Below are 25433 nucleotides of genomic sequence, written 5' to 3' on the forward strand. Positions count from 1 at the left end.
ATGCTTAGTAGATTTCATGCCTAATAGTCAAGGAAAATCCACATATTATTATGAATGGAAATGCTTTGACGAAAAAATAGGCATGGCCTAAGAATCTCCTGCTTCTACAAGCCGGAGAGGTTCAAAAACCGTAACCTTCAGTTTCAAAGGTCTCCACAACATCCTTTAGGACTTCAGGAATATTGATCTGCTGAGGGCATTCCTCAATGCACAATTCACATTCAATACAGTCAGAAGCAATTCCAACGTCAGGAAGCTTTGTATAATTCAGATAAGCATTTCCATACTGTGTCCATCCGGTTTTATCGTCAAGCATTTTTTCCTTATTGTACAAATCAAAGATTTTTGCAATGTCAATATCTTCGGAACATGAGTCAACGCAGTATCTGCATTTTGTGCAGTCCACGGTAATGTTACTGTTGATGATTTCTGAAACCTCTTCAAGGATTTTCAGTTCATCATCATTCAACGGATCCGCATTTTTAATTTCATGAATGTTGCTTTCAAGCTGCTCAAGATTGCTTGCACCTGTCAGAACTACACAGGCATCAAGGTTGGCCACGAATCTCATTGCCCAGGAAACAACAGACCTATCAGGATTATAATCTTTCATGAGCTTTTCGGCTTCTTTAGGCACGTCAGCTAAAAATCCGCCTTTATACGGCTCCATAATCATTACCTGCTTATCATATTTCTTTGCAATTTCCAGACATTTTTTTGATTCGATTCCCTCATCTTCCCAGTCAAGATAATTGATTTGAAGAAGGACAAATTCCAGCTCAGGATGCATGAATAATATCTCTTCGAGAAATTCCGCATTTCCGTGGGTGGATATTCCGATATGCTTGATGAACCCTTCCTCTTTTTTCTTTTGGATAAATGAGTATAAATCAACGTTTTTCCATGCAGCTTCAGTAAATCCGCTTACGTTATGAAGCATATAATAGTCAAAGTATTCCACACCGCAATTTTTCAGTTGCTCGGCAAATATCGGTTCCAGCTGTGATTCTTCCGTAATGACAAACAACGGCAGTTTGGTTGCAATCTTAAATGATTCGCGAGGATATCTGTCAACGACACACCTTTTAAATGCATCTTCACCGACACCCTCATGGTAAACAAAAGCTGTGTCAAAGTGATTGAACCCAGCATCCATATACATGTCCACCATCTTATTGACCTGTTCATAGTCAATCTTTGTAAAGTCGTTTTCATCCAAAAGAGGAAGCCTCATCATTCCCATACCTAAATTCTTCATCATAATCCCTCAAAATAGCTTTTCTATTCAAAACATGATTTTTCACATAACGCTTTATGTAAAATGTTTTCAGTTAAATGTTTAGATTCACAACAATGTTATTACTTATGTCTCTTAATGGTTATAAATTATTACCTGAAAACGTATTTAAATAAAGCAAGTAATAATTATTTCCATGAATAAAAAACGATGCAGTTGGGCGACTTCAGATGAAGTCTATATAAAATACCATGACGAAGAATGGGGAGTTCCAACCCATGATGACAGGGAACTTTTTGAATTTCTTGTGCTGGAGTCTTTTCAGGCAGGATTATCATGGATTACTATCTTAAAAAAGCGTGAAAACTTTAAAGAGGCATTTGATGATTTTGATGTTGTTAAAGTGGCCGGTTATGATGATGTTAAAGTTGATGAGCTAAGGGAAAATGAAGGAATCATCCGCCACAAGGGCAAAATAACATCAGCCATCAATAATGCGAAGATATTCATTGAAATTCAAAAGGAGTTCGGAAGCTTTGACAATTATATCTGGGGCTTTACTGACGGCAAGGTCATTAAAGCAGAATATCTGACCGAATCAGAGCTGTCCAAAGCCATTTCAAAAGATTTGAAAAAACGTGGAATGAAATTTGTAGGTCCGACAATAATATATTCATATCTTGAAGCCGTTGGAATTATTGACAACCATCAGGAAAATTGCTTCAAATTTTAACATTACCATCGGGAATAGTGATTTTTTGCCTAAATAAACTACTGGATATATATCCCCATGAAAAAATTAAAACAAAAAACTCAAACGTTAATGTTAATGTAAAATCTGATTAAATAAATCAAAAGAAATTTCTGCAAAATAAGAATAATTAAGGATTGAATCAATAATTCAATCACTCTTCCAGGAGTATAATATCTTTTGGATTGACCTTCAAATACTCGGGAACAGTAAACTCATGGTCACGAATCCTTTTGTCAACCTTCCACCATAAGCCGTTTGCCAAGGTTATTTCCCATTCGAAAGGCATCTCCAGTTTTGTTGAATTCGCAGTATCAATCACATTGACATCATCCTTTTCAGCGACAGTGAAATTATGCGCCCTTATTCCTATGTGAGTAATGTTAGGTGAGATCTTTTCGGATACTTCAAAAACAACACCCCAATCCAATGATTTGAGATGATAATCATCAATAACTTCAATTCTAGAAATGTTCTTACAGCCTGTAAGCCTTGCAACCTGAACCTTTCTTGGATTTTCAAATATGTCGTAGGTATCGCCTTTTGCAATAATTTTTCCTTCATCCAGGACTATGAGCTCGTCACAGAACTGGAATGCCTCGTCACGGTCATGAGTAACCATGATGGAAAATCCGTCAAAATCCTTTAAAGAACGGACAAGTTCAATACGCAACTGCTCTTTCAAGTATGTGTCCATGGCACTGAAAGGCTCATCCAGCAATATGACATCAGGCCCATAAGCCAATATGCGGGCCAGAGCCACCCTTTGCTGCTGGCCACCGGACAATTGTCTGGGATATCTTTTCTCCAAACCATTCAAATGAAAACGTTCAATCATTTCAGATACTGTTTTCTTATCATCTTTAGGAAGACCGCAAGCTACATTTTCCTCAACGGTCATATTGGGAAACAGTGCATAATTCTGAAACAGGTAACCTACATTTCTTTTTTGAGGCCTTAAATTAATTTTTTTATCTGAATCGAAATAAACAGTCTCATCACCAGTGTTTAAACTAACAACGCCCTTATCCGGATCCACAATACCTGCAATAGATTTCAGTGTCATACTTTTACCGCAGCCTGACGGACCGAGAATGCCCAAACTCCTGTTTTTCAATTCAAAACTAACATCAAGGTCAAATTCCTTAAGTTCCTTTTGGATATTTACCTTTAACAATTTATTTTCCATATCTCTCCCCCGCAATATATGAAAAAATAAAAAATATCATTCAAATTAGATACAATCATGAAATATAGCTGGAAATACTTTAAATTTTATTATTTAAATAATTTTCTTTGATTTAAACAATTTTCGAAGTGAATAATAATGAATAAAGAAAAAATAAGATAGCATATTTGAAAAAAAAGAAATTCAATGAAAAGAGAATTTTTGGAAAAATCCAAAAAAAACATGAAAATAAGTATAAAAAAGATGTGGTTGATTTACTCTTCAAGTAATATTACATCTTTAGGATTTATTTTTAAATATTCTGGAATGACAAACTCGTGCTCATCAATCTGTTTATCATATTTCCACCATAAGCCGTTTGGCAGGGTTATTTCCCATTCAAAAGGCATTTCCAACAAGGATGAATTTTTAGTATCGAACGCATTGACATCGTCCTTTTCGGCGGGGGCAAAATCATGTGCCCTTATTCCGATATGAGTGATGTTAGGTGAAATCTTTTCGGATACTTCAAAAACAACACCCCAATCCAATGATTTGAGATGATAATCATCAATAACTTCAATTCTGGAAATGTTCTTGCAGCCTGTAAGCCTTGCAACTTGAACTTTCGTTGGATTTTCAAATACCTCATAAGTATTTCCTTTTGCGATGATTTTACCTTCATCCAAGACTATGAGCTCATCGCAGAACTGGAATGCCTCGTCACGGTCATGAGTAACCATGATGGAAAATCCATCAAAATCCTTAAGGGAACGGACAAGTTCAATACGCAGCTGCTCCTTCAGGAATGTGTCCATGGCACTGAACGGTTCATCGAGCAATATGACATCAGGACCATAAGCCAATATGCGGGCCAGAGCCACCCTTTGCTGCTGACCACCAGACAATTGACGAGGATACCTATCCTCCAAACCGTCCAAATGAAAACGCTTGATCATTTCATGCACAATTTCCTTATTAACATCTTTAGGAAGACCGCTAGCAACATTTTCTTCAACGGTCATATTGGGAAACAGTGCATAATTCTGAAACAGGTAACCTACATTTCTTTTTTGAGGCCTTAAATTGATTTTTTTATCCGAATTAAAATAAACAGTCTCATCACCGGTGTTTAAACTAATAACACCCTTATCCGGATCCACAATACCTGCAATAGATTTCAAGGTCATACTTTTGCCGCAACCGGACGGACCAAGAATACCCAAACGCTTATTCTTCAGTTCAAAATTTACATCCAAGTCAAATTCCTTAAGTTCCTTTTGGATATTTACCTTTAACAACTTATTGCTCATATCCATACTCCATAAAAGATTAAAAAAAATAGTAAATTATTTCCACTGCTTTTCCTTACGTATAGAAATATAATCCATTATGAAAATAGCTATAAATGCTATGATAACAATGACTATAACATAATTAAAAGCCTCTCCCATATTACCTGCAGCCACTTCGGAGTAAACTGCCATTGGGAGTGTTCTGGTTTCTCCGGCAATATTACCTGCAAGCATAGCTGTAGCACCGAATTCGCCTAAACCACGGGCATAGGCAAGAATTCCACCACTGATAATTCCAGGCAATGCGTTTGCAAATAAAATTTTCCAGAAAATTTTCCACTCGGACATGCCCAATGTACGGCCGGCATCCAACAAGTTGGAATCCACCTGTTCAAATGCACCTCGAGCGGAACGATACATTAAAGGAAAAGACATGACCACTGCAGCAATAACTGTTGCAGACCATGAAAAAGCAATTTTCACAGTGAAAAAGTCTATAAAAAACTTACCGATTGGTCCTCTAACACCAAAAATCCACAATAAAAAGAACCCCACTACAGTAGGAGGCAGTACAAGAGGCAATGTGAAAATACCATCAAGTACAATTTTTATTGAATCATTTTTTAATTTAACAAGACCCCAGGCAACAAATAACCCTACAAAAAAGGTTATGAATATTGACAGACTTGCTGTCTTCATTGAAATGAAAACCGGGGACCAATCAGTAGTCATGCCTCATCTCCTTTAAGTGTTTTATTATTCAATATCTTTCAAATATCTATTCGTGAATGGTGAAACCGTATTCAACAAAGACATCTTTAGCTTCTTTGGTTTGTAAGAAGTTCAAGAATGCATCTGCAGCATCTGGGTTTGTTGTGTTACTAAGTTCAGCTACAGGATAGATAACGGAAGTGTTTAAAGATCCTTGAGGAGCTTCACAAATCACTTTTACGCCACTGTTGGATTTAGCATCAGTGGAATATACAACACCACAGTCAGCAGATCCTTGAGCAACTTGGTTTAATACTTCAGTTACGTCTTTACCTAAGGATAATTTGGATTCAGTATCATTCCAAATACCTAAATTGGTAAATACTTCTTTAGCGTATTGACCTGCAGGTACGGATTCAGGATCACCGATAGCAATGTGACCGCTCATATTTTTCAAGTCATTGAATGAAGTGATGTTGGAAGTTGAGTTAGCAGGTACAATCAATACAACTTTGTTTTCTAAAAATTGTTTGTTGGTATCGTTTTTAATATAACCTTCTTCCATTAACTTATTCATTTGTTTGTTTGCAGCGGACATGAAAATATCAGCTTTTAAACCGTTTTCAATTTGGGTTTGTAAATCCCCACTTGAAGCGTAAGTAGGAGTTACTTTTACATTAGGATATTTTTCCTTGAACATTGGAATTAACTTTTCATCATATACATTTTTTAAACTAGCAGCTGCAGCCAAATTAACGTCTCCAGTTACGTTGGCGTCAGCAGCGCTGGTTGAGTTACTGCCACCTAAAAAGTCAAAAAATCCGGCAGAACATGAACCCACACTAACAACAACTACTGCTAATAAAATAGCAACAAGTAATAACTTTTTCATAGATTTCATGATTATTCTCCTTTTTCGAGTAAATTAAACAAAATATCACTATCAGACATTAAATACAATAATCAAGATTAGTAAAAAAAAGCAACTGCAAACATTAGAATCACCAACAGAAGATGGAAATGAAATGAACAACCCCCATTTTCATTATCTGATGAAACTGCAGAAACAAACCCATTAAACCAAAAAAAATATTACAAAACAGAACAATATTAATCTAATTTTATAATATTTTCCTACAATCCATTTACTACTCCCAAATTACATTCAATATCATGATTAGCATTTATAATTCTATGAATTATGACATATAAATATTTTCATATCGACTAACAATTCCTTCAACATGAATGTGATTTTTTAATTTTAAGCCGAAAAACTGAAAATATTTCGTTAGGCACATCAATTCATACAAATATACTTTCTAACAATACATATAAAAGTATTGTTATGAAATGTTCATAATCAATATCATGTCGATGAATAGAACTTTAATTAAATAGCTTAAAATTAGAAATGAAGATAAATTATAGAATATTGCGAATTAAAATAATATTATCATCAAAACCTATCATATCGAATGAAATGGTAAAAATTAGCAAAAGAAAAAAAATCACATATCCGATTAATTCTTAAAATAATTCTTCAAAATAATTCTTTTAAAAAAAAAAATGGGAATTTAAGTATCAATGTCAAGCATCAATACTCAAACTTTTTTTAAACATGCCTAATGACAGTGTAATCGGATATTTCAGAATTGACTGTACACAGGTCATTGACGTTCAGGTGATGTACATCATCATGTCCTGTGATTCTTGCAAATGTTTTAAGCTCCTCATTTGAAACCATCAGATAATTTTCAACCCTTTTAGCAGCAGTCTCTATTTTCAATCGCCTTCTCAACCCGTCATCCTGGGTTGCAACACCAACTGGACAATCTCCTGTATCACATATCTTGTATTGCTGACAGGCCGCCGCAATCATGGCTCCGGTACCAATAGCTACCGCATTTGCACCCATGGCCAGTGCCTTTGCAAAGTCAGATGAAACCCTCAAGCCACCGGTTATTGTCAAATCTATGTCGCTTTCATGACTATCCAAAAATTTTCGGGCTCTTGCAAGTGCGTAAACTGTTGGAACTGAAGTTGAATCCCTGACAAGTTTTGGACTTGCGCCGGTTGATCCTCCACGACCGTCAATGGTTATGAAATCAGGCTCAGCATATATGACATAATTCAAATCATCCTCGATTCTGCCGGCTGCAAATTTCAAGCCGATTGGCCTTCCGCAGGACCTTTGCCTCAGCTCATCAACCAAATCTTTAAGGTCTTCCTTTGAGTTGACTTCAGGTATTGTAGCAGGTGAGTGAATATCCTCGCCCAATGGCTTGCCCCTGATTTTAGCTATTTCATCAGTTACCTTTTCACCCTGAAGTTGACCTCCAAGACCTGGCTTTGTAGACTGGCCTATTTTGATTTCGATTGCATCGGCATTTTTCAAATTCTCGTCAGTTGCAGAATATTTGTTTGGGACATATTCAAAAATGTATCTGTAAGCGTTTTCCATCTCTTCAGGAAGAATTCCTCCTTCACCACTGCACTGAGCGGTTTTGATAGCTGCACTTCCTTTGGCCAGTGCGATTTTTGTCTCACGAGATAATGCCCCGAAAGACATGTGGGTGATGTAGATTGGACTTTCAATAATCAACGGCTTTTTAGCATTTTTGCCGATAATTGTCTGGGTATTTACATCAACATCACTTTCCAACGGCTGCGGGTTTAACTGGTTTCCCAAAATGAGAATGTCATCCCAGTCAGGCATTGGCATCTCGGTATACATTGCGGCAACAATGCTTTCGCCGGTGATTGCCATCTGGTGGATTGCATCCATTGCCCTTATGTCCTTATCGCTTTTTGCATAGTTCTTATCATAAGCCAATTCATCGTTAATGTCAATGTTTTCGCTGGATTTTGAGTTTTCCACTTCAACAAACTTGGATATGTCCTGTTTGCATATTGGACAGGCATCCAGTTTATTTAATGGTATTCCAGTAGCTTCTTCGTTATGTATGTGACCACAAATTGTACATTTGTATATCATAATACCACCTTGCTAATTAGATGGGCAAACTCATTTAAATAGTTATCCACATATCTCATTGACAACGGCCAATGCATTGAGTGTTCTTGGAAAACCTATATAAGGCATCATGACAGTTATTGCAGATATCATCTTTTCCTTGTCATTGCCGACGGAGAGATTTCCCTGAGTGTGGCCCCTCAGCTGATTTTCACAGCCGCCAAGAGTGGCAATGAATGTAAAAGTTATAAGTTCCCTTTGCTGGTCGTCTAAACCATCACGGGTGTAGAAGTCACCGAAGCAGAATCCTTCAAGAAATGTGTTGAAATGCTTTTGACCGTCGGGTGTTGAATCTCTCATCATTTCAATGTTTTCAGCGCCAAAATATCTTTCCTGAATTTCACGGCCTTTGTCATGTCTGTTTTCAGGATTGGTATTTGACCTGTTTTTTAAAGGCATTTCAATTCCTTTTTTCTCGAAAACCTTAATTACAACTCCAAAGAAGTTGTGTGCTCTTCCGAATCCAACATATGGAACAGATTGGTAAAGCAGTTCCTTTACTTCCTCAGGAGTTATGTCCATATCCAATGCAGATGTCAGAATCTTTTTGAATGCTTTTGGAGACTGGCATGCAATCAGACAGGAGAGAATCACTAAAATAGATTCCTTTTGCGTTAATGTGGAATATTCGAATACCTCACCATATGCAAAATTCTTAAAGATTTCATGAAATTCCGGGTCGTTTTTTTCAATTCTTGCAAAATTGTCAAATAATTCATACATGAAAATAAGTTTATAAAATTTATAATAAAAAATTTGTGAAAAAATAGAAAAAATAAAAGAGAGTTTAATCTCCTTTATTCCAGTTTATAATACCATAACCGATACATAAGAGTGTGGATAAGATAATTCCAACATATACTCCCCAAATCCATGGGTCTTCTATTCCCAAAATCATCATTATGCATCACTTCCTTTTGTATCAATTTTTGAAAATGCCCTGTCAATAACCTCTTGAGCAGGAGGTTTGGTAATCAGGCTCACTACAACTGTAAAGACTAAAGAAACAGGAACTGCAATCAACATTACGTCAATGAACGGCCATGGAGCATTTGGTAATAATGTATCCACTCCGCATATGAATTTACAGATTCCAAGTCCTACTGCAGTTTTCTTGAATACGAATATCATCCAGAATAAACTTACCAGGGTTCCTGAAACGATGCCCGCAATGGCTCCGAGCCTTGTAATTCCTTTCCAGTAAAGCGCTCCCAGGAATACAGGCAGGAATGCTGCTGCACAGATTTCAAAGAACAAACTTGTTCCGAGTGCAACCACACTTCCAGGAAGGGAGTATGCCATAATCAATGCCAAAATGATAGCTATGAGAATACCCACTCTTGAAATGCTTACCTGATCGAGTTTCTGTTTGGATTTATCCCTTATTGTACCGTAAATGTCCACCCCGAATGCAGTTCCCTGAGTGTGGAGCTGTGAGGATATTGTTGACATTGCAGCTGCAATCAGGGACAGCAGGAATACATATACGAACCATTCAGGCAGTGCCATTGTAATGAATGTTGGAATAACCTTATCAATGTTTCCTCCAACAACATCCACGGCAATCTTGCCTAATTTGTCATAGAAATATACGTTTGAAAGAGATCCTACGATATAAGCTGTGGTCGGCATGATTGCAATGAAGATACCTCCAATCAAAACGGATCTGTTCAATTCCTTATCTGATTTGACTGTCATGAATCTTACAATCAATGAAGGCTGTGCGAGTACACCGATACCTACACCTATTAATGTGGAGGACACAAGTGACCACCAGAATGGTGTTCCGAACTTCGGAAATGCCGTCCATCCTGTTCCTCCCGTCTTAAGGGCTTCCGCAGGATAAAGATTAACCATATTTGTTAATGCTGTGTTTGCTGTATCGATTCCACCAAGTAACCAGTATACAAATACAAGCAGGAAAACCATAGCTAAAACCATGATGGTTCCCTGTAAAGCGTCTGTATACATTACACCGCGTATTCCACCGAACAGTACATAGAATGTAATAATAATTGATAAAATAAGCAGGGCTATACTGAAATCAATCAATAAGGATGATTCTAAAAATCTTGCAGCACCGATCAATACTACAGCCGCATAAAGTGGCATTGCACAGAAGATTACCAATCCTGAGAAATAATGGATGAATTTTGAGTCGAAACGTTTTCCTAAAAACTCAGGGAAAGTTAAAGATTCCAAAGCATGACCCATTCTACGGGTTCTTTTTCCTAAAAATACGAATGCTATAAACACGCCAATGATAATGTTCAGGAATGCTAACCATAAAACACTCATACCATATTGACTTGCAACTCCTCCAAAACCAACAATAGCTGCTGTCGAAATAAAAGTCGCACCATAACTCATTGCCATGATGAATGGGTGCGTATCCTTACCAGCAATCATAAAGTCTTCAGAGGAATTAGTTTTTTTGTATGCATAATAACCTACAAAAACAAGTGCAAATATGTAGATTATAAAAACAATTGCTAAAATCATTACGTTCATAAATAATTACCTCTAAAAAATATTAACAAAATAATATTTACATTAATATTTATATAGAGAAAATATTTAAATATTACTATTGTATACATTGATGTACATTTTTGTACATTACATTATCTTGAAGGCCACACCATTTATCCTGCCACTGTCGACACCGGTTTCATCATAATCCCTCAACAGCCTAATGGCTTCGTCAACCGATATTTCAGCCTCGCCAACCACATGAAGATTGACGTCCAACGTTTCACTCAACTCCTTAAACACGATTGATTTAAACTTATTAATAGTATCCTCCTTAAAATCGCCCTCCAAATTATCAATAATCAAAAGGCAATCATCAAATCTTGAGACGTAAAGTTTCAGCAGAAATACGAAAACCATGCCCATTCCACGGTTGCCGATAATTTCACAAATCCTGTCTGCACATGAGTCAATCATTTCATAATCATTCAATGCAATGCCAATCAGTGCTTTTTCACGTATCGCCTCCTCAAAATTGCCGTCTATTTTTAAAGCATCACTGCAAAACTTCAGAGCATTGTCACAATCCCCCAAAATCCTATAAAATTTGGACACACAAAGCAGCATCCTCTTATCGTCACAGGATATGATATTTTCAAGTATTTTAAGACCTGCAAAAGCTTCATCCTTTTCATTCAATGCAATATGACACCTGATTTTTTCATAAATCAGCAATTCATCTTCGGGATCTTCTCTCAGCAATGATTCAATCAGAAATAATGCCTTGTCATATCTTTCCAGTTCCATCAGACAGGTAATCTTAAAAATCAGAACATACATGTAGTCCTCATCGTCTTCGGAAACTTCATTAAAATATTTTAAAGCTTCTTCATAATTTTCATCATTGAACTTTACTCTACCTTTTTTAATTTTAGAATTCATAATTATCACCAACTAAAACTATAATTAAAGAGTTATAAATAGTTTATTGAAAAAATAAAGTAAATATTGAAGTTATTTTATAAAAATACAAGTTTAGAACAATATTTACTTAGAAATATGACAATGAAACAAAATTAAAACCTGAAAATTAAACAATACAACAAAGTTTTATATTGATGAAACACCATAATTAAAGATATTAACATTGAATTTTAAAATAGGGATAACATGTTTTGGAATGAAAAAGCTGAATGTATGGAAAAAGAAGAAAAAGAAAAAATACAACTTGAAAGACTGCAGAAAACTGTAAAACTCGCATATGAAAATGTTGAGTTTTATAAAAAACGATTCGACGAAATTGGTTTGAAACCAGAAGACATCAAAACATTGAAAGATATTGAAAAAATCCCATTTACAACCAAAAGTGATTTAAGGGAAGCTTATCCGTTAGGTTTGCTTGCAGTTCCCCGTGAAGAAATTGTGGAAGTACACGCATCTTCAGGAACTACCGGAAAACCAACCGTTACTGCATATACCCAGAATGATTTGGACATTTGGGGAGAATGTATTGCACGTGGTCTTAAAATGGCAGGTGCTGAAAAAGAATACATCATCCAAAATGCATACGGATACGGATTATTCACCGGCGGATTCGGTATTCACCACGGCGGAAATAAAATGGGAGCAATCACAATTCCGATCTCAGCAGGAAATACTCAAAGACAACTTGACACCATGATTGATTTTCAAAGCGACATCCTAACATGTACTCCTTCCTATGCAATGTATCTTGGAGAATCAAGAGAAAAGGCAGGAATTTCCCTTGAAGACATAAATCTCAAAGCCGGAATCCATGGAGCGGAAATGTGGACCGATGAGATGAGAAAAAGAATTGAATCATCCCTCGGAATCAAAACCTTCAACATTTATGGATTGACAGAAGTTATGGGACCTGGCGTTGCACAGGAATGCGAATTCCAAAACGGAATGCACATACAGGATGACCAGTTCTATCCGGAACTGATCAATCCCGAAACCGGTGAAACCTTGGACAATGGGGAAAAAGGTGAACTGGTACTAACCTCCCTTACCAAAACAGGAATGCCCATTTTAAGATTTAGAACAAAAGACTTGACTTCACTTATAGCCGAAAAATGTGAATGCGGAAGAACAACCGTGAGAATGACAAGAATCACCGGTAGAAGTGACGACATGTTAAAAATTAAAGGTGTTATGGTATTCCCATCACAAATTGAAAAGGCATTGCTTAAAATCAAAGGAATCAGCCCTAACTACATGATTCATGTTACAAGGCCTGACATCTTAGATGAAGTTGAAGTTAAAGTGGAAGCATCCAAAGAGCTGTTCTTTGACGAAATGAAAGAAATGGAAAAAGTGGAAAAACAAATTCAGGCATCCATCAGATCCGAAACCGGCCTCAGGGTGGATGTAACTATCTGTGAACCTGAAACACTTCCAAGAAGTGAAGGTAAAGCAGTTCGTGTAATTGATGAGAGGAATTTTGACTAGGTGATAATATGGCAGTAAAACAAATATCAATTTTCGTGGAAAACAAAGAAGGAAGAATAAAAAAAGCTATTGACACATTGGGCAAATCAGACATTAACATCCGTGCACTTTCAATAGCAGACACAACAAAATACGGAATTTTAAGATTAATTGTTTCAGATAACGAAAAAGCAATAGAAGCACTTGAAAAAGACGGTTTTATTGTAAAAGAAAACGAAGTTATCATCCTGGCCGTTCCTGATGAACCTAACGGATTGAACTCCACATTGGCAGTATTCGATGAAAAAGGCATTAATTTAGAATACCTTTATGCATTTGTAAGCAGCAAGACTGATGAAGCCATTGTTGTAATGAGACTGGAAAACATGGAAAAAGCCATTGAAGCTTTAAAAGACAGTGATGTCAAAATACTGAATGAAAACGACATTAAAAACTTATAGAAAAGAGTAACATCTTTTCTACAACTTATTTTTTAAAAAAAATTTATAAAAAAATAGTAAAAAGAAAATAGCTATAAATCTTTTAATAGATTAGCTATATCTTCTTTTGAATAACCTAAACGTACAAAAAGACTTTTAAGTGGTTCTGTTTCAGGAATTACGCCTAATTCTCTCCAACTTTTAAAATCATTTTTCATGATACTATTGATTAAAAGTTGAATAGTAATCAAATCATCACTTTTAACAGCTATGAATGCATCCTCATTTTCAAACACATTTTCCGGATCGATTAATGTTAAATTACCTGCCATATCTTTTTTCACAATTGCATTGTCAATTTTGTAAGCCATAATACCACAACTCTATTATCTGATTTAAAATATATTAAAAATACTATTTAAAATTTAACCTTTGATTGAATTATAACCACTTTCAATAGCTTTTATATTCATTTCATGGAATTTAGGTTTCAAATTATTTTTCATGGCATCGATTACTGATTCTTTGGATAATGGGAAATTATCGTCAGCGGTCACCGCACCTAAAAGAACCATATTCAAGGCCAAAACGCTTCCAGCTTCAATAGCCAATTCAGTGCCGTTTATTGGAAGAACATGTTTGAAATTTTCTTTTAATGTTCTTGTTATACCATCAACACTAGGATAAGGCTTGTCTGTTGAAGACGGAATAATCGGCTGGGTATTGTAAACAATCTTGGTTTCAGCGTTTACCTTATCAAGTCCCCTTATTGTTTCTATAGGTTCAAAGGCAAGCAGCATGTCTGCACCCTGATTTGGAATAATTGATGAATTATATCCTCCGATTTTGAGTTCTGTTGATACAGATCCTCCTCTCTGGGACATACCGTGAATTTCACTCATCACCACATCCAAACCCTGATTCATTGCGGCTTCACCGATGATTGTGGAGGTTTTGATGATTCCTTGACCTCCTACACCACAAATATAAATACTATAATGATTATCCATTTTCTCACCTACCTGCCTCTAAAGCACCGTATTTACAAACCTGTATACATACATTGCATCCGTCACATTGTGCTTTATCAATTGTAATTTTTCCATCTATTTTTGAAATGGCAGGACATGCCAATTCACTTACACATTTATCGCAGTTGTTACAATTTCCTTCAACAAAACTGACTGGTGGCTTTTTGGTTAAACCTTTAATTAATGTACAAGGAGCTTTTGAAACTATTACTGCAGTATCGTCTCTCTGGAAAGCTTCAACATAGGTTTTTACAACCTGTTCCAGGTTGAATGGATTTATGACACGTACGTAATCACATCCGCATGCGGCAGCCACTTTACGAATTGACACTTCAGGCGCTTCATCGCCCATTCCGTCGATTGGAATACCTGGGTTTGGCTGACCTCCTGTCATTGCAGTAATCCTATTGTCCAATACTGTCAATACAAAGTTATGCTTGTTGTGAACGGCATTTATCAATGGTGAAATACCGCTGTGGAAAAATGTGGAATCTCCAATGAAACTTGCTACTTTCTGGTCAGTTGAAACTGAAAAACCGCATCCGTCACCTACGCTTGAACCCATTGACAGGAGGTAATCTGCACAGTTGTAAGGAGGATTGATACCTAATGTGTAACATCCGATATCTGATGCAAATATTACGTCTGAGGTTTTTAATCCCAGTTCCTCGATTGCCTTATTGATTCCGTAATACATTGCCCTGTGAGGACAACCTGCACACAATACCGGTGCCCTTGACGGAATATCCTCTTTGAGCTGTTCCAGACTGGATGAGAATTTCATGGTTTGATCTTCTCTGAAGTTCAAGACCTTATTCAAGCCTTCGCTAACCACATCTGAATTGAATTCATGATAAAGAGGGAATGTTCCATCCAGTTTACCGTGAACATTGACGCCCAACTTTTTAGCGCCGATAGTGGCTAAAGTATCTCTTTCTATAATCGGGTCGACTTCCTCTACGATGAATACTTCATCCAAATCTTTTAAGAAATCCGCTACCTTATCCTGAGGGAACGGATATGAAAATCCTAATTTCAAAATGTTAATGTCCAAATCATTGAATTTTACAACATCGTGAGCATAGTTATATGCGCTGCTTGAAGCAATCAGACCATATTTTTTATCATCAGTGAAGTCAATTTCTGTGTTGTATTCGCTTTTGTTGGTTAACTCTTCAATTTTATGGATTTTGTCCCATAACCTTACATGCATTTCACCGGCAAATGCTGGAACCGGAACATATTTTGAAGGGTCTTTTTTAAAGTGACCTCTCTTCCAGTGGTTTTCACAGTTGGATGAGTTATCATTAACATCACCAAATTCAACAACACCCCTCATATGTGATACACGGGTGGTTGTTCTAACAATGACCGGTAAATTGAATTGCTCAGACAAGTCAAATGCATATTTAACCATGTCTTTTACTTCCTGACAGTTTGATGGCTCCAGAACAGGGACGTTTGATATTCTGGCATAATTACGAGTGTCCTGCTCGTTTTGAGATGAAAACAATGATGGGTCATCTGCAGATAGAATAACCATTCCACCATTAACGCCGGAATATGCGGTTGTCATGAATGAATCTGCCGCCACATTCATACCTACATGTTTCATGAAGGTAAATGACCTGAGACCTGATGCGGCAGCAGTTGCTGCAACCTCCATCGCTACTTTTTCATTGGTTGAAAATTCAAAATAAATATTGGCATCTTTTGCCAATACGGATAATACATTTCCAATTTCTGATGAAGGGGTTCCTGGATATGTTGCGGCAATGGAAACTCCTGCTTCTATAACACCTCTTACAGCAGCTTCATTACCAAGTAAAAATTGTTTGTCACCGGCAACCCCTGTGACTAATTCTTTTAAATTCATTATATTTTCCTCAAAATAATCATTTAATACAATATATTATATAATACTTCCAACTATAAATAATATATTATAATGTTTTATTAGCTTTTAAAAATTATGGAGAGGAATGATGATTAAAGTATACGTTTCAAGATTTAACCCTGAAACTGACACAGAACCTCATTTGGAGTGTTATGAAATAGAACCAACACCTCATATGAAAGTTCTTGATGCATTGCAGGCAATCAATGAAAAATACGATGCGGACATCAGTTTCAGAAGTTCATGTCGAGCCGGACAATGCGGGTCCTGTGGAATTTTATTTAAAGGAAATGGAGCTCTTGCATGTCAGAAAGAGATTAAAGATGGAGCTATTATTGAACCTCTTAATTTCCCAGTCATTAAAGATTTAATTGTTGACAAATCAAGCATTGAAGCTAAAGTTAAGGATTTGCAGTTGTCTCTCCAATGCGACCATGAGTGTGATGAGCTTGATACAAGCATTACCAAGGACGACACCAAAGACACAAAAAAGGTCAGGAGCTGTATCGAGTGCTATTCCTGCCTGTCAACATGTCCTGTCGTAAACATTGCAACCGAAGAGTTTGGCGGACCGTATCTGATGAGATACATGCGCAAATTTGAAACAGACCCTAGGGATAACTTTGACAGACTTAAAGAAGCGCTTGATGAAGGACTGTATAAATGTACCAGCTGCGGCAAATGTTTGGCAGTATGCCCTAAAAACATCAACACATTCGGAGATGCGATTGAAAAGATGAGGGCAATTGCAGTCGCCAACGGTTCAGGACCTCTTCCAGAACATGTTGCATTTAAAGAGAATATTTTGGAAAGCGGAAGGTCCGTTAAAACAGACAAGCCAACATTCATTGAAGAGGCCGAAAATTACACCGGTTCAAAAGTTGCATTCTTTACAGGCTGTATGGTTGATTACAAATTCCCCGAAATAGGCCATAAATTAGTCAAGATTCTAAAGGAAAATGGCATTGACATTGACGTTCCTGAAGGACAGGTCTGCTGCGGTTCTCCGCTCTTGAGGACCGGTCAAACCGATATTGTTCAAGACCTTGTAGACAAGAACAAGGAAGTTTTCAAGGATTATGATACCATTATTACTATCTGTTCCGGTTGTGGAGCCACATTGAAAAACAACCATCCGGAATTCGGTTCAAAACTACATGTAATGGACATCAGCGAGTTTTTAGTTGACAAACTTGATGAAACCAAATTAAAAGAAGTTGACATGACAGTTACATATCACGACCCATGCCATTTGGGCAGAGGTCAGGGCATTAAGGATGCGCCAAGAGACATAATCGAAAAGATTCCTGGCATCGAATTTAAAGAGATGCTGTATCCTTGTCAATGCTGCGGTGCAGGCGGAGGAATAAAGTCCGGAAAACCTGAAATCGCACTGGAATTGTCACAGTCAAAAGCAGAAATGATTAAGGACACAGGAGCCGATGCAGTAATTACAATCTGTCCGTTCTGTCAGTTGAATCTGCAGGATGGTCTTGATTCCATAGGCTGTGAAGACATTAAATGCATGCACCTGTTGGAATTATTAGATAAAGCTTATGAATAAACATTAATTAGGAGTTGATTAAAATAGGAGGAGATGCTGCAGTCAGTGAAGAGAAAGTAGTGGAAACTACAATGAGTTCTCCAAAGGAAAAAGAGAAAAGCACTGACGAGAAGAAATCAACTTCTACAAAAAAAGCCAAATCCACAAAGCAATCCCGAGGAACTGCAAGAACAAAGCTTGTGCGGGAACAGGAAGAAAAAGAGGTTCGCCTTTTTAAGGAAAATATCTACATAGTTTTTGTGGAATGTGAAACTCCCGGCAACATCGGTTTTCTTGCAAGGACCATGGCAAACTTTGGATTGAAGAATTTGGTGTTGATTAACCCTCCGACATTAACAAACGAGGCATATTATCAGGCCACACATGGCAAATACATAGTTGAGAGTGCCAAAATATTTCCTACCCTTGATGACTTTTACCAATCTCAAAGGATTGATTTTAAAGTCGCATCAACAGGAATGGCCGGAGGAAGCTATAATCTATCAAGAATACCTATCAGGCCTGAAGAGCTTGGAAAATCAATGAACGTTTCGAATAAAATTGCCATTTTATTTGGAAGAGAAGGAGATGGCCTTTCAAATAAGGAAATAAGTGACTGCGACATTTGCGTCTCTATTCCGACAGATCCTACTTATCCAATTATGAACATATCCCATGCAGCCGCAATCATATTCTATGAACTATTCAAAAACAGACATGATTACGGTGTTGAAGGAATTAATGAAAGTACTGAATTGGAAAAGGAATATCTAATCAAGGACATGAAAGAACTGATAGATTACCTTGATATTCCAGACCATAAGAAAAGGAATGGCCTTAAAACATTCAATAATATTATTTCAAGGGCATTCATAACCGGACGAGAAGCCCATACATTTAAAGGCATTTTAAGACGATTAAAAAATAAGATTGGTGAACAATGAGACGACCTAGAATAGTAGATTTCAGCAAATTCATTCTCAAATACATATTCAATTGGAGATTTAGAATAGCAGAATTTACAAAAAAATCAAGAATATACAAAAAATTTATCGATACTCTACTGTTTAAAGACGATGAGATTGTTGTCATACCAAATACCGTCCACATAAACAAAAAAATAGAGTCTGAAGGTTCTGAATTTTTACCTACAGATGTCATAAAAGAAGTTATAAAACGCAGCGACGATATTGTCATTATGAACTCCTGCCTTTGCAGAACTTCTAACAACTGCAAGGACTATCCGCAGGATATCGGTTGCATTTTCCTCGGACCGACTGCAAGAAAAATTCCGAAACATGTAGGTAAGTTATCAACCGTTGAAGAGGCTTTGGATCAAGTTGACAAAGCAGATGCCGCCGGTTTAAGCCACATCATCGGAAGAAACAAAATCGATACCGTCTGGATGAATATACATCCTGGAAAAGGTCTTTTAACAATCTGTCATTGCTGTCCATGCTGCTGTTTGTGGAAAGTTTATCCTAATCTGGATGATGAAATAAGCAATAAACTGGAAAAGCTTGAAGGAGTTAGTGTGGAACTTCATGAGGACAACTGTAAGAAATGTAAAAAATGTTTGGATGACATCTGCATGTTTGATGCCATCAGCTTTAAGAATAATAAAATAACTATTGACAGCAGTATCTGTAAAGGATGCGGTCTGTGTGTAAATGCCTGTAAATTCAATGCAATTAGCATCAACTACACTAACGAAACCATTGATAATGTAGTTAACAGAATAGATGATTTGATTGAAATAAAAGAATTATAACGTTTATAAAATTACTTGTGTGAAAAAATGGCGATTTTAAGTGATAAAGATATAAAGAAATATTTGGAAGAGGGAGAAATAGTTATTGAACCTCTTTTGGATGAAAAACAAATACAGCCATCTTCTATTGATATGAGATTGGGAGATGAGTTTAAAGTATTTAAAGTTATTAGAAAACCTTATATTGATCCGAAAGATGAAGAAGACATCGCATCATATATGGAATCAACCACTGTTGAAAAAGGCGAAGCATTCATAATTCATCCGAATGAATTTGCCTTGGCTACTACTTTGGAGTATGTTAAAGTGCCTGAAGACCTTGTTGCAAGAGTGGAAGGTCGTTCAAGTATGGGAAGATTAGGTGTTACCATGCACGTTACAGCAGGATTCATTGACCCTGGATTTGAAGGGAGAATCACATTGGAAATATCCAACATCGGTGCAATGCCTGTAGCACTCTACCCAGGTCAGAGAGTATGCCAGATTGTTTTTGAAACCATGACATCACCGTCTGAGATGCCTTACGGACATCCTGAAAGAAACAGCAAATACATGGGTCAGACCAGCCCTGAAAGCAGTAGAGTCAAATTAGATTATGAATTGAAAAAATAATTGGAGATAATATTTATGAATCATGATAAAATGTCAAACATCAGTGCAAAAAGAGGATTTTTATGGCCGTCTTTTGAGATTTACTCAGGAGTATCAGGTTTTACCGATTACGGACCTCTCGGAGCAAGCCTAAAAAATAACATCATGCAAAAATGGAGAAAACAGTACGTTTCCGGTGAAGGATTTTACGAAATCGAAGGCCCTACCGTAATGCCTAAAGAAGTTTTAAAAGCATCAGGGCATGTCGATAACTTTACCGATCCAATGTGCAAATGTGAAAGCTGCGGAGAAGTCTTCAGAGCAGACCACATCATCGAAGAGGTAATCGGTGAAGATGTGGAAAGTCTTGAAAACGAAGAGCTTGACCAAATCGTCATTGACAATAACATCACCTGTCCGGAATGTGGCGGAAAATTATCAAATATCTGGAACTACAATTTAATGTTTAAAACTGAAATCGGTGCCAAAGGAGACAAAGTAGGGTACATGAGACCTGAAACAGCACAGGGAATATTCATTTTATTCAAAAGACTTGAAAGATTTTTCAGAGGAAAACTCCCGTTCGGAGCAGTTCAACTCGGAAAGGCTTACAGAAATGAGATTTCACCAAGGCAAGGTGTTATCAGACTCAGAGAGTTCACACAAGCGGAAGCTGAAATCTTTTTAAATCCTAAAGACAAAACACATCCTAAATTTTCACAGATAGAGGATGTCGTATTGCGTCTGAATTCACAGGAGGTTCAGGAAAAGAATTTAGAACCTTTAGAAATTACCGCACGTGAAGCACTTGACAAAGGCATTGTAGCAAATGAAATGTTAATCTATCAGTTATATTTGGCCCGTAAATTCCTAACTGAAATCGGTATTCCCGAAGATGTTTTAAGATTCAGACAACACCTCGCCGGGGAAATGGCTCACTATGCCCTGGACTGCTGGGACGTTGAAGTCAAAACCGACAAATACGGTTGGGTTGAAATTATCGGAATTGCCGACAGGGGCGATTATGACTTGACCTCACATTCAAAATACAGTAACGATGAATTGAATGTATTTATGGAATACGATGAACCTAAAAAAGTCGAAAAAACTATCGTTAAACCTAACCTGTCCAAGTTCGGACCTATATTCAAAGGAGATTCTCCTAAAGTAAAACAGGCCATTGAAGATGCTGAAGTTGATGAAATCAGAGCAGCACTTGAAAACGAAGGCAAATTTGTCGTGGAGCTGGACAAAACCTATGAAGTAACCGAAGACCTGCTCATATTTGAAGACATTGAAGAGGAAATAACTGGAGAAAACATTATTCCCCATGTTATTGAACCTTCCTTCGGTATTGACCGTATAACCTACTCAGTTTTATTGCATTCATTTACTGAAACCGATGAAAAAGATTACTTTAAATTTGACAAATCAGTAGCTCCTGTGCAGCTTGGAATCTTCCCTCTTGTCAACAAGGAAGGACCTCGTGAAATTGCTCAGGAATTAACTGAACAGTTAAGGATGGCTGGTTTTACAGTTGAATATGATGCAACAGGCACTATAGGTAAAAGATATGCCAGAGCAGATGAAATTGGTATTCCTCTTGCAATAACCGTTGACTTTGATACCCTTGAGGACAATCAGGTAACCGTAAGGGACAGAGATACCGAAGAGCAAGAAAGAATTGCAATTTCCGAATTACACGACTATTTGGAAAAATATTACAAATGAGTTCAAAACTCATTTATTTCTTTTTTTAAAATTTTTGAACAAATCATTGGCCCAGGCAAGGGACTCCTCATTTTTAGAAATCAACAGCCTGTTCTGGTCATAATTGCCGTTTTCCAAAAAGAATCCCAAAATCATCACATTTTCAGTAATGATTAATAGAAATGAATTGTATTCCTCAAATGGAATGAATGTTTCAATATCTGATTTTTCAAGGAATGAATCCAAATGGTTTTCAGGAACAAGTATCTCAACATCCTTATTCTTGCTGACCAATTCACCGAGAATATCAAAAAAGGGTTCATAGAAAAATGGCATGATGCATTTTACGGATTCAGCCTCGGAAAGTGAATTTTCAATGAAATTGTATGTCCTGTACGCATCGACACCGCTTGACTCCATCAGCCTTGCCTTTCCAAGAAGGTATAATTCAGCGGCGGATTCATTGGGAATCATGTCAACAATGTGGCCGTCCAGAATGTTGAAAAATTCGTTCAACAGCATGATAACCCTTTTGAATTCCAAAACATTTTCAATTCTGACCCTTGTGGAATTGGTCAGGAAATATCTGTTTTGTTCCCTGTAGAGCATGTCTTTAAGCTCCAGGTCGTGCATATTGCTTGAAATTGAACTGTAGCTTAAACCGGTTGTTTTTGTTATTTCCCTCATGTTCTGAGGACTTTCATATAAACTGGCTAAAATTTTAAGCCTTACAAACGAATTTGCGGTGAATTTCACATCTTCAAAGATTGCATCGAAATTTTCTAAATATTCTTCATTTTTATACATAACAAACCACCTAAGTAGTATTACTTATGGAGTTATTTTTATTACTAAAAAATATAAAATCTACCCTAGTGAACAAATGCACCGAACAACACTTGCAAAAGGCTTAAAAATAAAGAATTTTTCAGATATTTTTTTAAAATAAAACAGACAAAAATGATTTCAGATAAATGTTACCAAGTGATACAATGATTGATACACATATGCATGCAGACTCCAGAAGCAGCGAAGATTTTGAAAAAATGTATTTGGCAGGTATCAAAACCGCAATAACCTGCAGCTATTATCCATATAAAATAGATAACGAATCCATACTCCTAAATCATTTGAACAGGATTTTGGAATATGATACAAAAAGAGCGGGGCAATATGGTCTTGATTTGAAGGTGGCTTTAGGAATACACCCTACAAATACGATTGAAAATCCCCAAACAATCTATGACAGCCTTTACGAATGGATTGAAAACAACCAGATTGTAGCCATTGGAGAAATCGGTCTTGAAGATTTAACCGATGCGGAAATCAGCATTTTCAAAAAACAGTTGGACATTGCAGATGAAACAAAATCCAAAGTCATCATCCACACTCCCAGAAAAAACAAAAAGGGAGTTTTAGCTGAGATTCTGGAGATATTGCCTAACCATCTGGATGAAAAACAGGCAGTCATTGACCACATCAATCCAGAAGTTGTGAAGGATGCCATTAAAAGCGATTGCATGCTTGGTTTAACCGTACAGCCTCAAAAAATGGATAAAGAGGATGCAATAGCCATACTTGATGAATACGGATTTGACAGATTCCTTTTAAACAGTGACATCAGCAACAAACCGTCAGATCCACTGTCAGTGCCTAAAACTGTTCGTGAACTGGAAAAGAGAAGCTATGCCAAAGGAGACATTGAAAAGATTTCACACAAAAATGCCCAAAACTTCTTTAACCTGAAATAGGAGGTTGAAATGGAAAGTGATCATAAGACCATAATAATATTATTGATGGCAATAATAGGAATCCTGGTATTTTGTTTAGCCACATTGGCGGTTCAAAATACCGGAAGTGAGGAATGTGAATTAAAGATTACATGCCTTGACAAGATGTTCAATGGAGAGAAAGTGAAAATTGAACTGACTGATTCAAACGGCACCCCCATAGCCGATGCGAAAATACACATCAAGCTGGAAAGGGACAATAACGTCAGCGAATATGACGTGACCACCAACAGCGAGGGAGCAGCCACATTGTCATTGGATGATTTGAAAGACGGAAATTATGCCATGACATGTGCATTTGATGGAAACAGCAAATATGCTCCTGCAAATTCTGCAAAAAGCTTTAAATATGACAGCCATGCAAGCACATCATCAGACATCACTAATGACGCCGATTCGATAGAAGCGAACCGTCCGAAAAATGACCCGAACTACAAAGGATACACCCCCCGCCATGAAAGTGAACCAACAAGCGATGGATGGAACCCGAGGGAACACGAAGTCTCAAGGGTAAATGTGGGCGACGGAAGACAGAGAATCTATTATGATGACGGATACTATACTTTGGTTGATTCAAACGGATATGTAATCAATTATGGATACAGATAAGGTTAAAACATGAGTTTCATTAAAAATATACCGATACCTATCTGCGGACTGATTCTTGCGCTGCTGTCCCTTGGAAACTTAATGCAGGACATTCACCCCCTACTGAAAGTTGCCTTTGGCGGCATCGGATTGATATTTTTAGTTTTGATTGTTTTAAAAGCAGTTCTATATCCTGATACCATAAGAAAAGATTTCAAAAATCCCGTGATTGTCAGCAGTTCAGGTACCTTTTCCATGAGTTTGATGCTTATATCTACATACATCATCAAATTTAGTGCGACTATTGCATATGCCCTATGGATAATAGGAATAGCTTTGCATATTCTGCTGATGATTTACTTTACCTATCATTTTATTGTGCACAATTTCGATATTTCTAATGTCTATCCCAGCTACTGGATAGTGTTTGTGGGAATTACAATGGCAGCAATAACATCCGGCGCTCATGATATGAGTGAAGTAGGATTCTATTTTTTAATTGTGGGATTCATAGCCATGCTAATTACACTGCCGTTGGTAATCTACAGATATATAACCCATCCGAAGGTTCCGGATGCAAACAAACCTCTGATATGCATTTTTACTGCTGTGTTGAGCATACTGATTGTCGGATATCTCAACACATCCCAAAACATATCAGGAGAATTTGCTGTTGCACTTTATGTGATTGCATGCGTTTTCTACGTTTTTGCCCTTTGGAAGTTTATAGAATACAGAAATCTTGATTTCTATCCTAGCTTTGCGGCATTCACATTTCCATTTGTTATAAGCGCACTTGCAACAAAGGGAATTATCGAAAAAATAGGTTTTGCTTCAATATTGTCCTGCGTATTGAAAATTGAAATGGTTATAGCTGTCGTTATTGTGGTGTATGTCCTGATACGATACATCAGGTTTTTAAAAAATAGTGGAAGTAGAAATTAATCTAC

General features: G+C 37.0%; 25 protein-coding genes. 11 read left to right on the forward strand and 14 right to left on the reverse strand.

From position 1 onward, the window contains the following. Window positions 1-121 precede the first annotated feature (121 nt). Entirely contained in the window at window positions 122-1258 is a 1137-nt protein-coding gene (locus tag QZU83_RS03490; protein ID WP_295609698.1) for an aldo/keto reductase, read from the reverse strand. Window positions 1259-1433: 175 nt separating this feature from the next. On the opposite strand from QZU83_RS03490, the gene QZU83_RS03495 reads away from it, so the two are divergent. Beyond that, window positions 1434-1970 (forward strand): DNA-3-methyladenine glycosylase I, encoded by a 537-nt coding sequence (locus QZU83_RS03495; protein WP_295609700.1) that lies wholly within the window; start codon window positions 1434-1436, stop codon window positions 1968-1970. 172 nt (window positions 1971-2142) lie between these two features. Here QZU83_RS03495 and QZU83_RS03500 read toward each other — a convergent pair whose 3' ends face one another. From QZU83_RS03500 to QZU83_RS03535, 9 genes are all read right to left on the reverse strand, one after another. Next, window positions 2143-3177, reverse strand: coding sequence for a sulfate/molybdate ABC transporter ATP-binding protein (locus QZU83_RS03500; protein ID WP_295609701.1), 1035 nt, complete (start codon window positions 3175-3177; stop codon window positions 2143-2145). 254 nt (window positions 3178-3431) lie between these two features. Continuing rightward, window positions 3432-4469, reverse strand: a complete 1038-nt coding sequence (locus QZU83_RS03505; RefSeq protein WP_295609703.1) for a sulfate/molybdate ABC transporter ATP-binding protein — start codon at window positions 4467-4469, stop codon at window positions 3432-3434. Between the two features lie 36 nt (window positions 4470-4505). Further along, window positions 4506-5183 (reverse strand): molybdate ABC transporter permease subunit, encoded by a 678-nt coding sequence (modB, locus tag QZU83_RS03510; RefSeq protein ID WP_295609705.1) that lies wholly within the window; start codon window positions 5181-5183, stop codon window positions 4506-4508. A 46-nt stretch (window positions 5184-5229) separates the two neighbouring features. Continuing rightward, window positions 5230-6063 (reverse strand): molybdate ABC transporter substrate-binding protein, encoded by an 834-nt coding sequence (gene modA, locus QZU83_RS03515; RefSeq protein ID WP_295609707.1) that lies wholly within the window; start codon window positions 6061-6063, stop codon window positions 5230-5232. Window positions 6064-6777: 714 nt separating this feature from the next. After that, a complete protein-coding gene (locus QZU83_RS03520) occupies window positions 6778-8160 on the reverse strand; it encodes a glutamate synthase-related protein (RefSeq protein WP_295609709.1) in 1383 nt (460 codons plus the stop codon). Window positions 8161-8202: 42 nt separating this feature from the next. Then, window positions 8203-8922, reverse strand: coding sequence for a carboxymuconolactone decarboxylase family protein (locus QZU83_RS03525; RefSeq protein WP_295609710.1), 720 nt, complete (start codon window positions 8920-8922; stop codon window positions 8203-8205). Between the two features lie 64 nt (window positions 8923-8986). Further along, complete coding sequence (locus tag QZU83_RS10770) at window positions 8987-9100, reverse strand: symporter small accessory protein (RefSeq protein ID WP_366925377.1); 114 nt, start codon at window positions 9098-9100, stop codon at window positions 8987-8989. Next, window positions 9100-10710, reverse strand: a complete 1611-nt coding sequence (locus QZU83_RS03530) for a sodium:solute symporter (RefSeq protein WP_295609712.1) — start codon at window positions 10708-10710, stop codon at window positions 9100-9102. The genes QZU83_RS10770 and QZU83_RS03530 overlap by 1 nt, the downstream gene beginning before the upstream one ends. A 108-nt stretch (window positions 10711-10818) precedes the next feature. Continuing rightward, the gene (locus QZU83_RS03535; protein WP_295609713.1) at window positions 10819-11613 is read right to left on the reverse strand and encodes a tetratricopeptide repeat protein; all 795 of its coding nucleotides are present in this window, start codon (window positions 11611-11613) and stop codon (window positions 10819-10821) included. Between the two features lie 228 nt (window positions 11614-11841). Between QZU83_RS03535 and QZU83_RS03540 the strand changes: the two genes are divergently transcribed. Together QZU83_RS03540 and QZU83_RS03545 are read left to right on the forward strand one after the other, a co-directional pair. Next, on the forward strand, window positions 11842-13143 hold the full coding sequence (locus QZU83_RS03540) for a phenylacetate--CoA ligase family protein (protein ID WP_295609715.1): 1302 nt from the start codon (window positions 11842-11844) through the stop codon (window positions 13141-13143). A gap of 8 nt (window positions 13144-13151) precedes the next feature. Continuing rightward, on the forward strand, window positions 13152-13583 hold the full coding sequence (locus tag QZU83_RS03545; protein WP_295609717.1) for an amino acid-binding protein: 432 nt from the start codon (window positions 13152-13154) through the stop codon (window positions 13581-13583). 71 nt (window positions 13584-13654) lie between these two features. Here QZU83_RS03545 and QZU83_RS03550 read toward each other — a convergent pair whose 3' ends face one another. Genes QZU83_RS03550 through iorA form a run of 3 tightly spaced genes read right to left on the reverse strand, consistent with a single transcriptional unit; the run spans window position 13655 to window position 16469 of the window. After that, complete coding sequence (locus QZU83_RS03550; RefSeq protein ID WP_295609718.1) at window positions 13655-13933, reverse strand: hypothetical protein; 279 nt, start codon at window positions 13931-13933, stop codon at window positions 13655-13657. A gap of 54 nt (window positions 13934-13987) precedes the next feature. After that, window positions 13988-14572, reverse strand: a complete 585-nt coding sequence (locus QZU83_RS03555) for an indolepyruvate oxidoreductase subunit beta (protein ID WP_295609720.1) — start codon at window positions 14570-14572, stop codon at window positions 13988-13990. Between the two features lie 4 nt (window positions 14573-14576). Then, window positions 14577-16469 (reverse strand): indolepyruvate ferredoxin oxidoreductase subunit alpha, encoded by a 1893-nt coding sequence (gene iorA / locus QZU83_RS03560; protein WP_295609722.1) that lies wholly within the window; start codon window positions 16467-16469, stop codon window positions 14577-14579. Between the two features lie 109 nt (window positions 16470-16578). On the opposite strand from iorA, the gene tfrB reads away from it, so the two are divergent. The 5 genes from tfrB to glyS are packed head-to-tail and all read left to right on the forward strand — an operon-like array spanning window position 16579 to window position 22126. Then, entirely contained in the window at window positions 16579-18054 is a 1476-nt protein-coding gene (gene tfrB, locus QZU83_RS03565) for a fumarate reductase (CoM/CoB) subunit TfrB (protein ID WP_295609785.1), read from the forward strand. A 14-nt stretch (window positions 18055-18068) separates the two neighbouring features. Continuing rightward, window positions 18069-18977: a TrmJ/YjtD family RNA methyltransferase gene (locus QZU83_RS03570; RefSeq protein WP_295609723.1), complete on the forward strand. Its 909-nt coding sequence runs from the start codon at window positions 18069-18071 to the stop codon at window positions 18975-18977. Continuing rightward, window positions 18974-19804 (forward strand): DUF362 domain-containing protein, encoded by an 831-nt coding sequence (locus tag QZU83_RS03575; RefSeq protein ID WP_295609725.1) that lies wholly within the window; start codon window positions 18974-18976, stop codon window positions 19802-19804. Before QZU83_RS03570 ends, QZU83_RS03575 begins: the two co-directional genes overlap by 4 nt. A gap of 27 nt (window positions 19805-19831) precedes the next feature. Beyond that, on the forward strand, window positions 19832-20416 hold the full coding sequence (gene dcd, locus QZU83_RS03580; protein ID WP_295609727.1) for a dCTP deaminase: 585 nt from the start codon (window positions 19832-19834) through the stop codon (window positions 20414-20416). Between the two features lie 15 nt (window positions 20417-20431). Beyond that, window positions 20432-22126, forward strand: a complete 1695-nt coding sequence (gene glyS, locus QZU83_RS03585) for a glycine--tRNA ligase (RefSeq protein ID WP_295609729.1) — start codon at window positions 20432-20434, stop codon at window positions 22124-22126. Window positions 22127-22135: 9 nt separating this feature from the next. Here the strand turns inward: glyS and QZU83_RS03590 are convergent, their stop codons facing one another. Next, window positions 22136-22912, reverse strand: a complete 777-nt coding sequence (locus tag QZU83_RS03590; protein WP_295609730.1) for a winged helix-turn-helix domain-containing protein — start codon at window positions 22910-22912, stop codon at window positions 22136-22138. A gap of 185 nt (window positions 22913-23097) precedes the next feature. Between QZU83_RS03590 and QZU83_RS03595 the strand changes: the two genes are divergently transcribed. The 3 genes from QZU83_RS03595 to QZU83_RS03605 are packed head-to-tail and all read left to right on the forward strand — an operon-like array spanning window position 23098 to window position 25428. Then, window positions 23098-23856 (forward strand): TatD family hydrolase, encoded by a 759-nt coding sequence (locus QZU83_RS03595; RefSeq protein WP_295609732.1) that lies wholly within the window; start codon window positions 23098-23100, stop codon window positions 23854-23856. A 9-nt stretch (window positions 23857-23865) separates the two neighbouring features. After that, window positions 23866-24504, forward strand: a complete 639-nt coding sequence (locus QZU83_RS03600; RefSeq protein ID WP_295609734.1) for a carboxypeptidase-like regulatory domain-containing protein — start codon at window positions 23866-23868, stop codon at window positions 24502-24504. Between the two features lie 9 nt (window positions 24505-24513). Next, window positions 24514-25428, forward strand: a complete 915-nt coding sequence (locus tag QZU83_RS03605) for a TDT family transporter (protein WP_295609735.1) — start codon at window positions 24514-24516, stop codon at window positions 25426-25428. The last annotated feature ends 5 nt before the right edge of the window (window positions 25429-25433 follow it).

It is taken from the genome of uncultured Methanobrevibacter sp. (assembly GCF_902771435.1).
Taxonomy (GTDB): Archaea; Methanobacteriota; Methanobacteria; order Methanobacteriales; family Methanobacteriaceae; genus Methanocatella.

Excerpts from the sequence above, each read along its gene's own strand:
- QZU83_RS03545 (WP_295609717.1), top strand. The coding sequence starts at position 13,152 with ATGGCAGTAAAACAAATATCAATTTTCGTGGAAAACAAAGAAGGAAGA.
- iorA (WP_295609722.1), bottom strand. The coding sequence starts at position 16,469 with ATGAATTTAAAAGAATTAGTCACAGGGGTTGCCGGTGACAAACAATTT.
- QZU83_RS10770 (WP_366925377.1), bottom strand. The coding sequence starts at position 9,100 with ATGATGATTTTGGGAATAGAAGACCCATGGATTTGGGGAGTATATGTT.
- QZU83_RS03535 (WP_295609713.1), bottom strand. The coding sequence starts at position 11,613 with ATGAATTCTAAAATTAAAAAAGGTAGAGTAAAGTTCAATGATGAAAAT.
- modB (WP_295609705.1), bottom strand. The coding sequence starts at position 5,183 with ATGACTACTGATTGGTCCCCGGTTTTCATTTCAATGAAGACAGCAAGT.
- QZU83_RS03575 (WP_295609725.1), top strand. The coding sequence starts at position 18,974 with ATGAGACGACCTAGAATAGTAGATTTCAGCAAATTCATTCTCAAATAC.
- QZU83_RS03525 (WP_295609710.1), bottom strand. The coding sequence starts at position 8,922 with ATGTATGAATTATTTGACAATTTTGCAAGAATTGAAAAAAACGACCCG.
- QZU83_RS03595 (WP_295609732.1), top strand. The coding sequence starts at position 23,098 with ATGATTGATACACATATGCATGCAGACTCCAGAAGCAGCGAAGATTTT.
- QZU83_RS03550 (WP_295609718.1), bottom strand. The coding sequence starts at position 13,933 with ATGGCTTACAAAATTGACAATGCAATTGTGAAAAAAGATATGGCAGGT.
- QZU83_RS03490 (WP_295609698.1), bottom strand. The coding sequence starts at position 1,258 with ATGAAGAATTTAGGTATGGGAATGATGAGGCTTCCTCTTTTGGATGAA.
- modA (WP_295609707.1), bottom strand. The coding sequence starts at position 6,063 with ATGAAATCTATGAAAAAGTTATTACTTGTTGCTATTTTATTAGCAGTA.
- glyS (WP_295609729.1), top strand. The coding sequence starts at position 20,432 with ATGAATCATGATAAAATGTCAAACATCAGTGCAAAAAGAGGATTTTTA.
- QZU83_RS03605 (WP_295609735.1), top strand. The coding sequence starts at position 24,514 with ATGAGTTTCATTAAAAATATACCGATACCTATCTGCGGACTGATTCTT.
- QZU83_RS03520 (WP_295609709.1), bottom strand. The coding sequence starts at position 8,160 with ATGATATACAAATGTACAATTTGTGGTCACATACATAACGAAGAAGCT.
- QZU83_RS03555 (WP_295609720.1), bottom strand. The coding sequence starts at position 14,572 with ATGGATAATCATTATAGTATTTATATTTGTGGTGTAGGAGGTCAAGGA.
- QZU83_RS03500 (WP_295609701.1), bottom strand. The coding sequence starts at position 3,177 with ATGGAAAATAAATTGTTAAAGGTAAATATCCAAAAGGAACTTAAGGAA.
- QZU83_RS03600 (WP_295609734.1), top strand. The coding sequence starts at position 23,866 with ATGGAAAGTGATCATAAGACCATAATAATATTATTGATGGCAATAATA.
- QZU83_RS03590 (WP_295609730.1), bottom strand. The coding sequence starts at position 22,912 with ATGTATAAAAATGAAGAATATTTAGAAAATTTCGATGCAATCTTTGAA.
- QZU83_RS03530 (WP_295609712.1), bottom strand. The coding sequence starts at position 10,710 with ATGAACGTAATGATTTTAGCAATTGTTTTTATAATCTACATATTTGCA.
- QZU83_RS03505 (WP_295609703.1), bottom strand. The coding sequence starts at position 4,469 with ATGAGCAATAAGTTGTTAAAGGTAAATATCCAAAAGGAACTTAAGGAA.
- tfrB (WP_295609785.1), top strand. The coding sequence starts at position 16,579 with ATGATTAAAGTATACGTTTCAAGATTTAACCCTGAAACTGACACAGAA.
- QZU83_RS03540 (WP_295609715.1), top strand. The coding sequence starts at position 11,842 with ATGTTTTGGAATGAAAAAGCTGAATGTATGGAAAAAGAAGAAAAAGAA.
- dcd (WP_295609727.1), top strand. The coding sequence starts at position 19,832 with ATGGCGATTTTAAGTGATAAAGATATAAAGAAATATTTGGAAGAGGGA.
- QZU83_RS03495 (WP_295609700.1), top strand. The coding sequence starts at position 1,434 with ATGAATAAAAAACGATGCAGTTGGGCGACTTCAGATGAAGTCTATATA.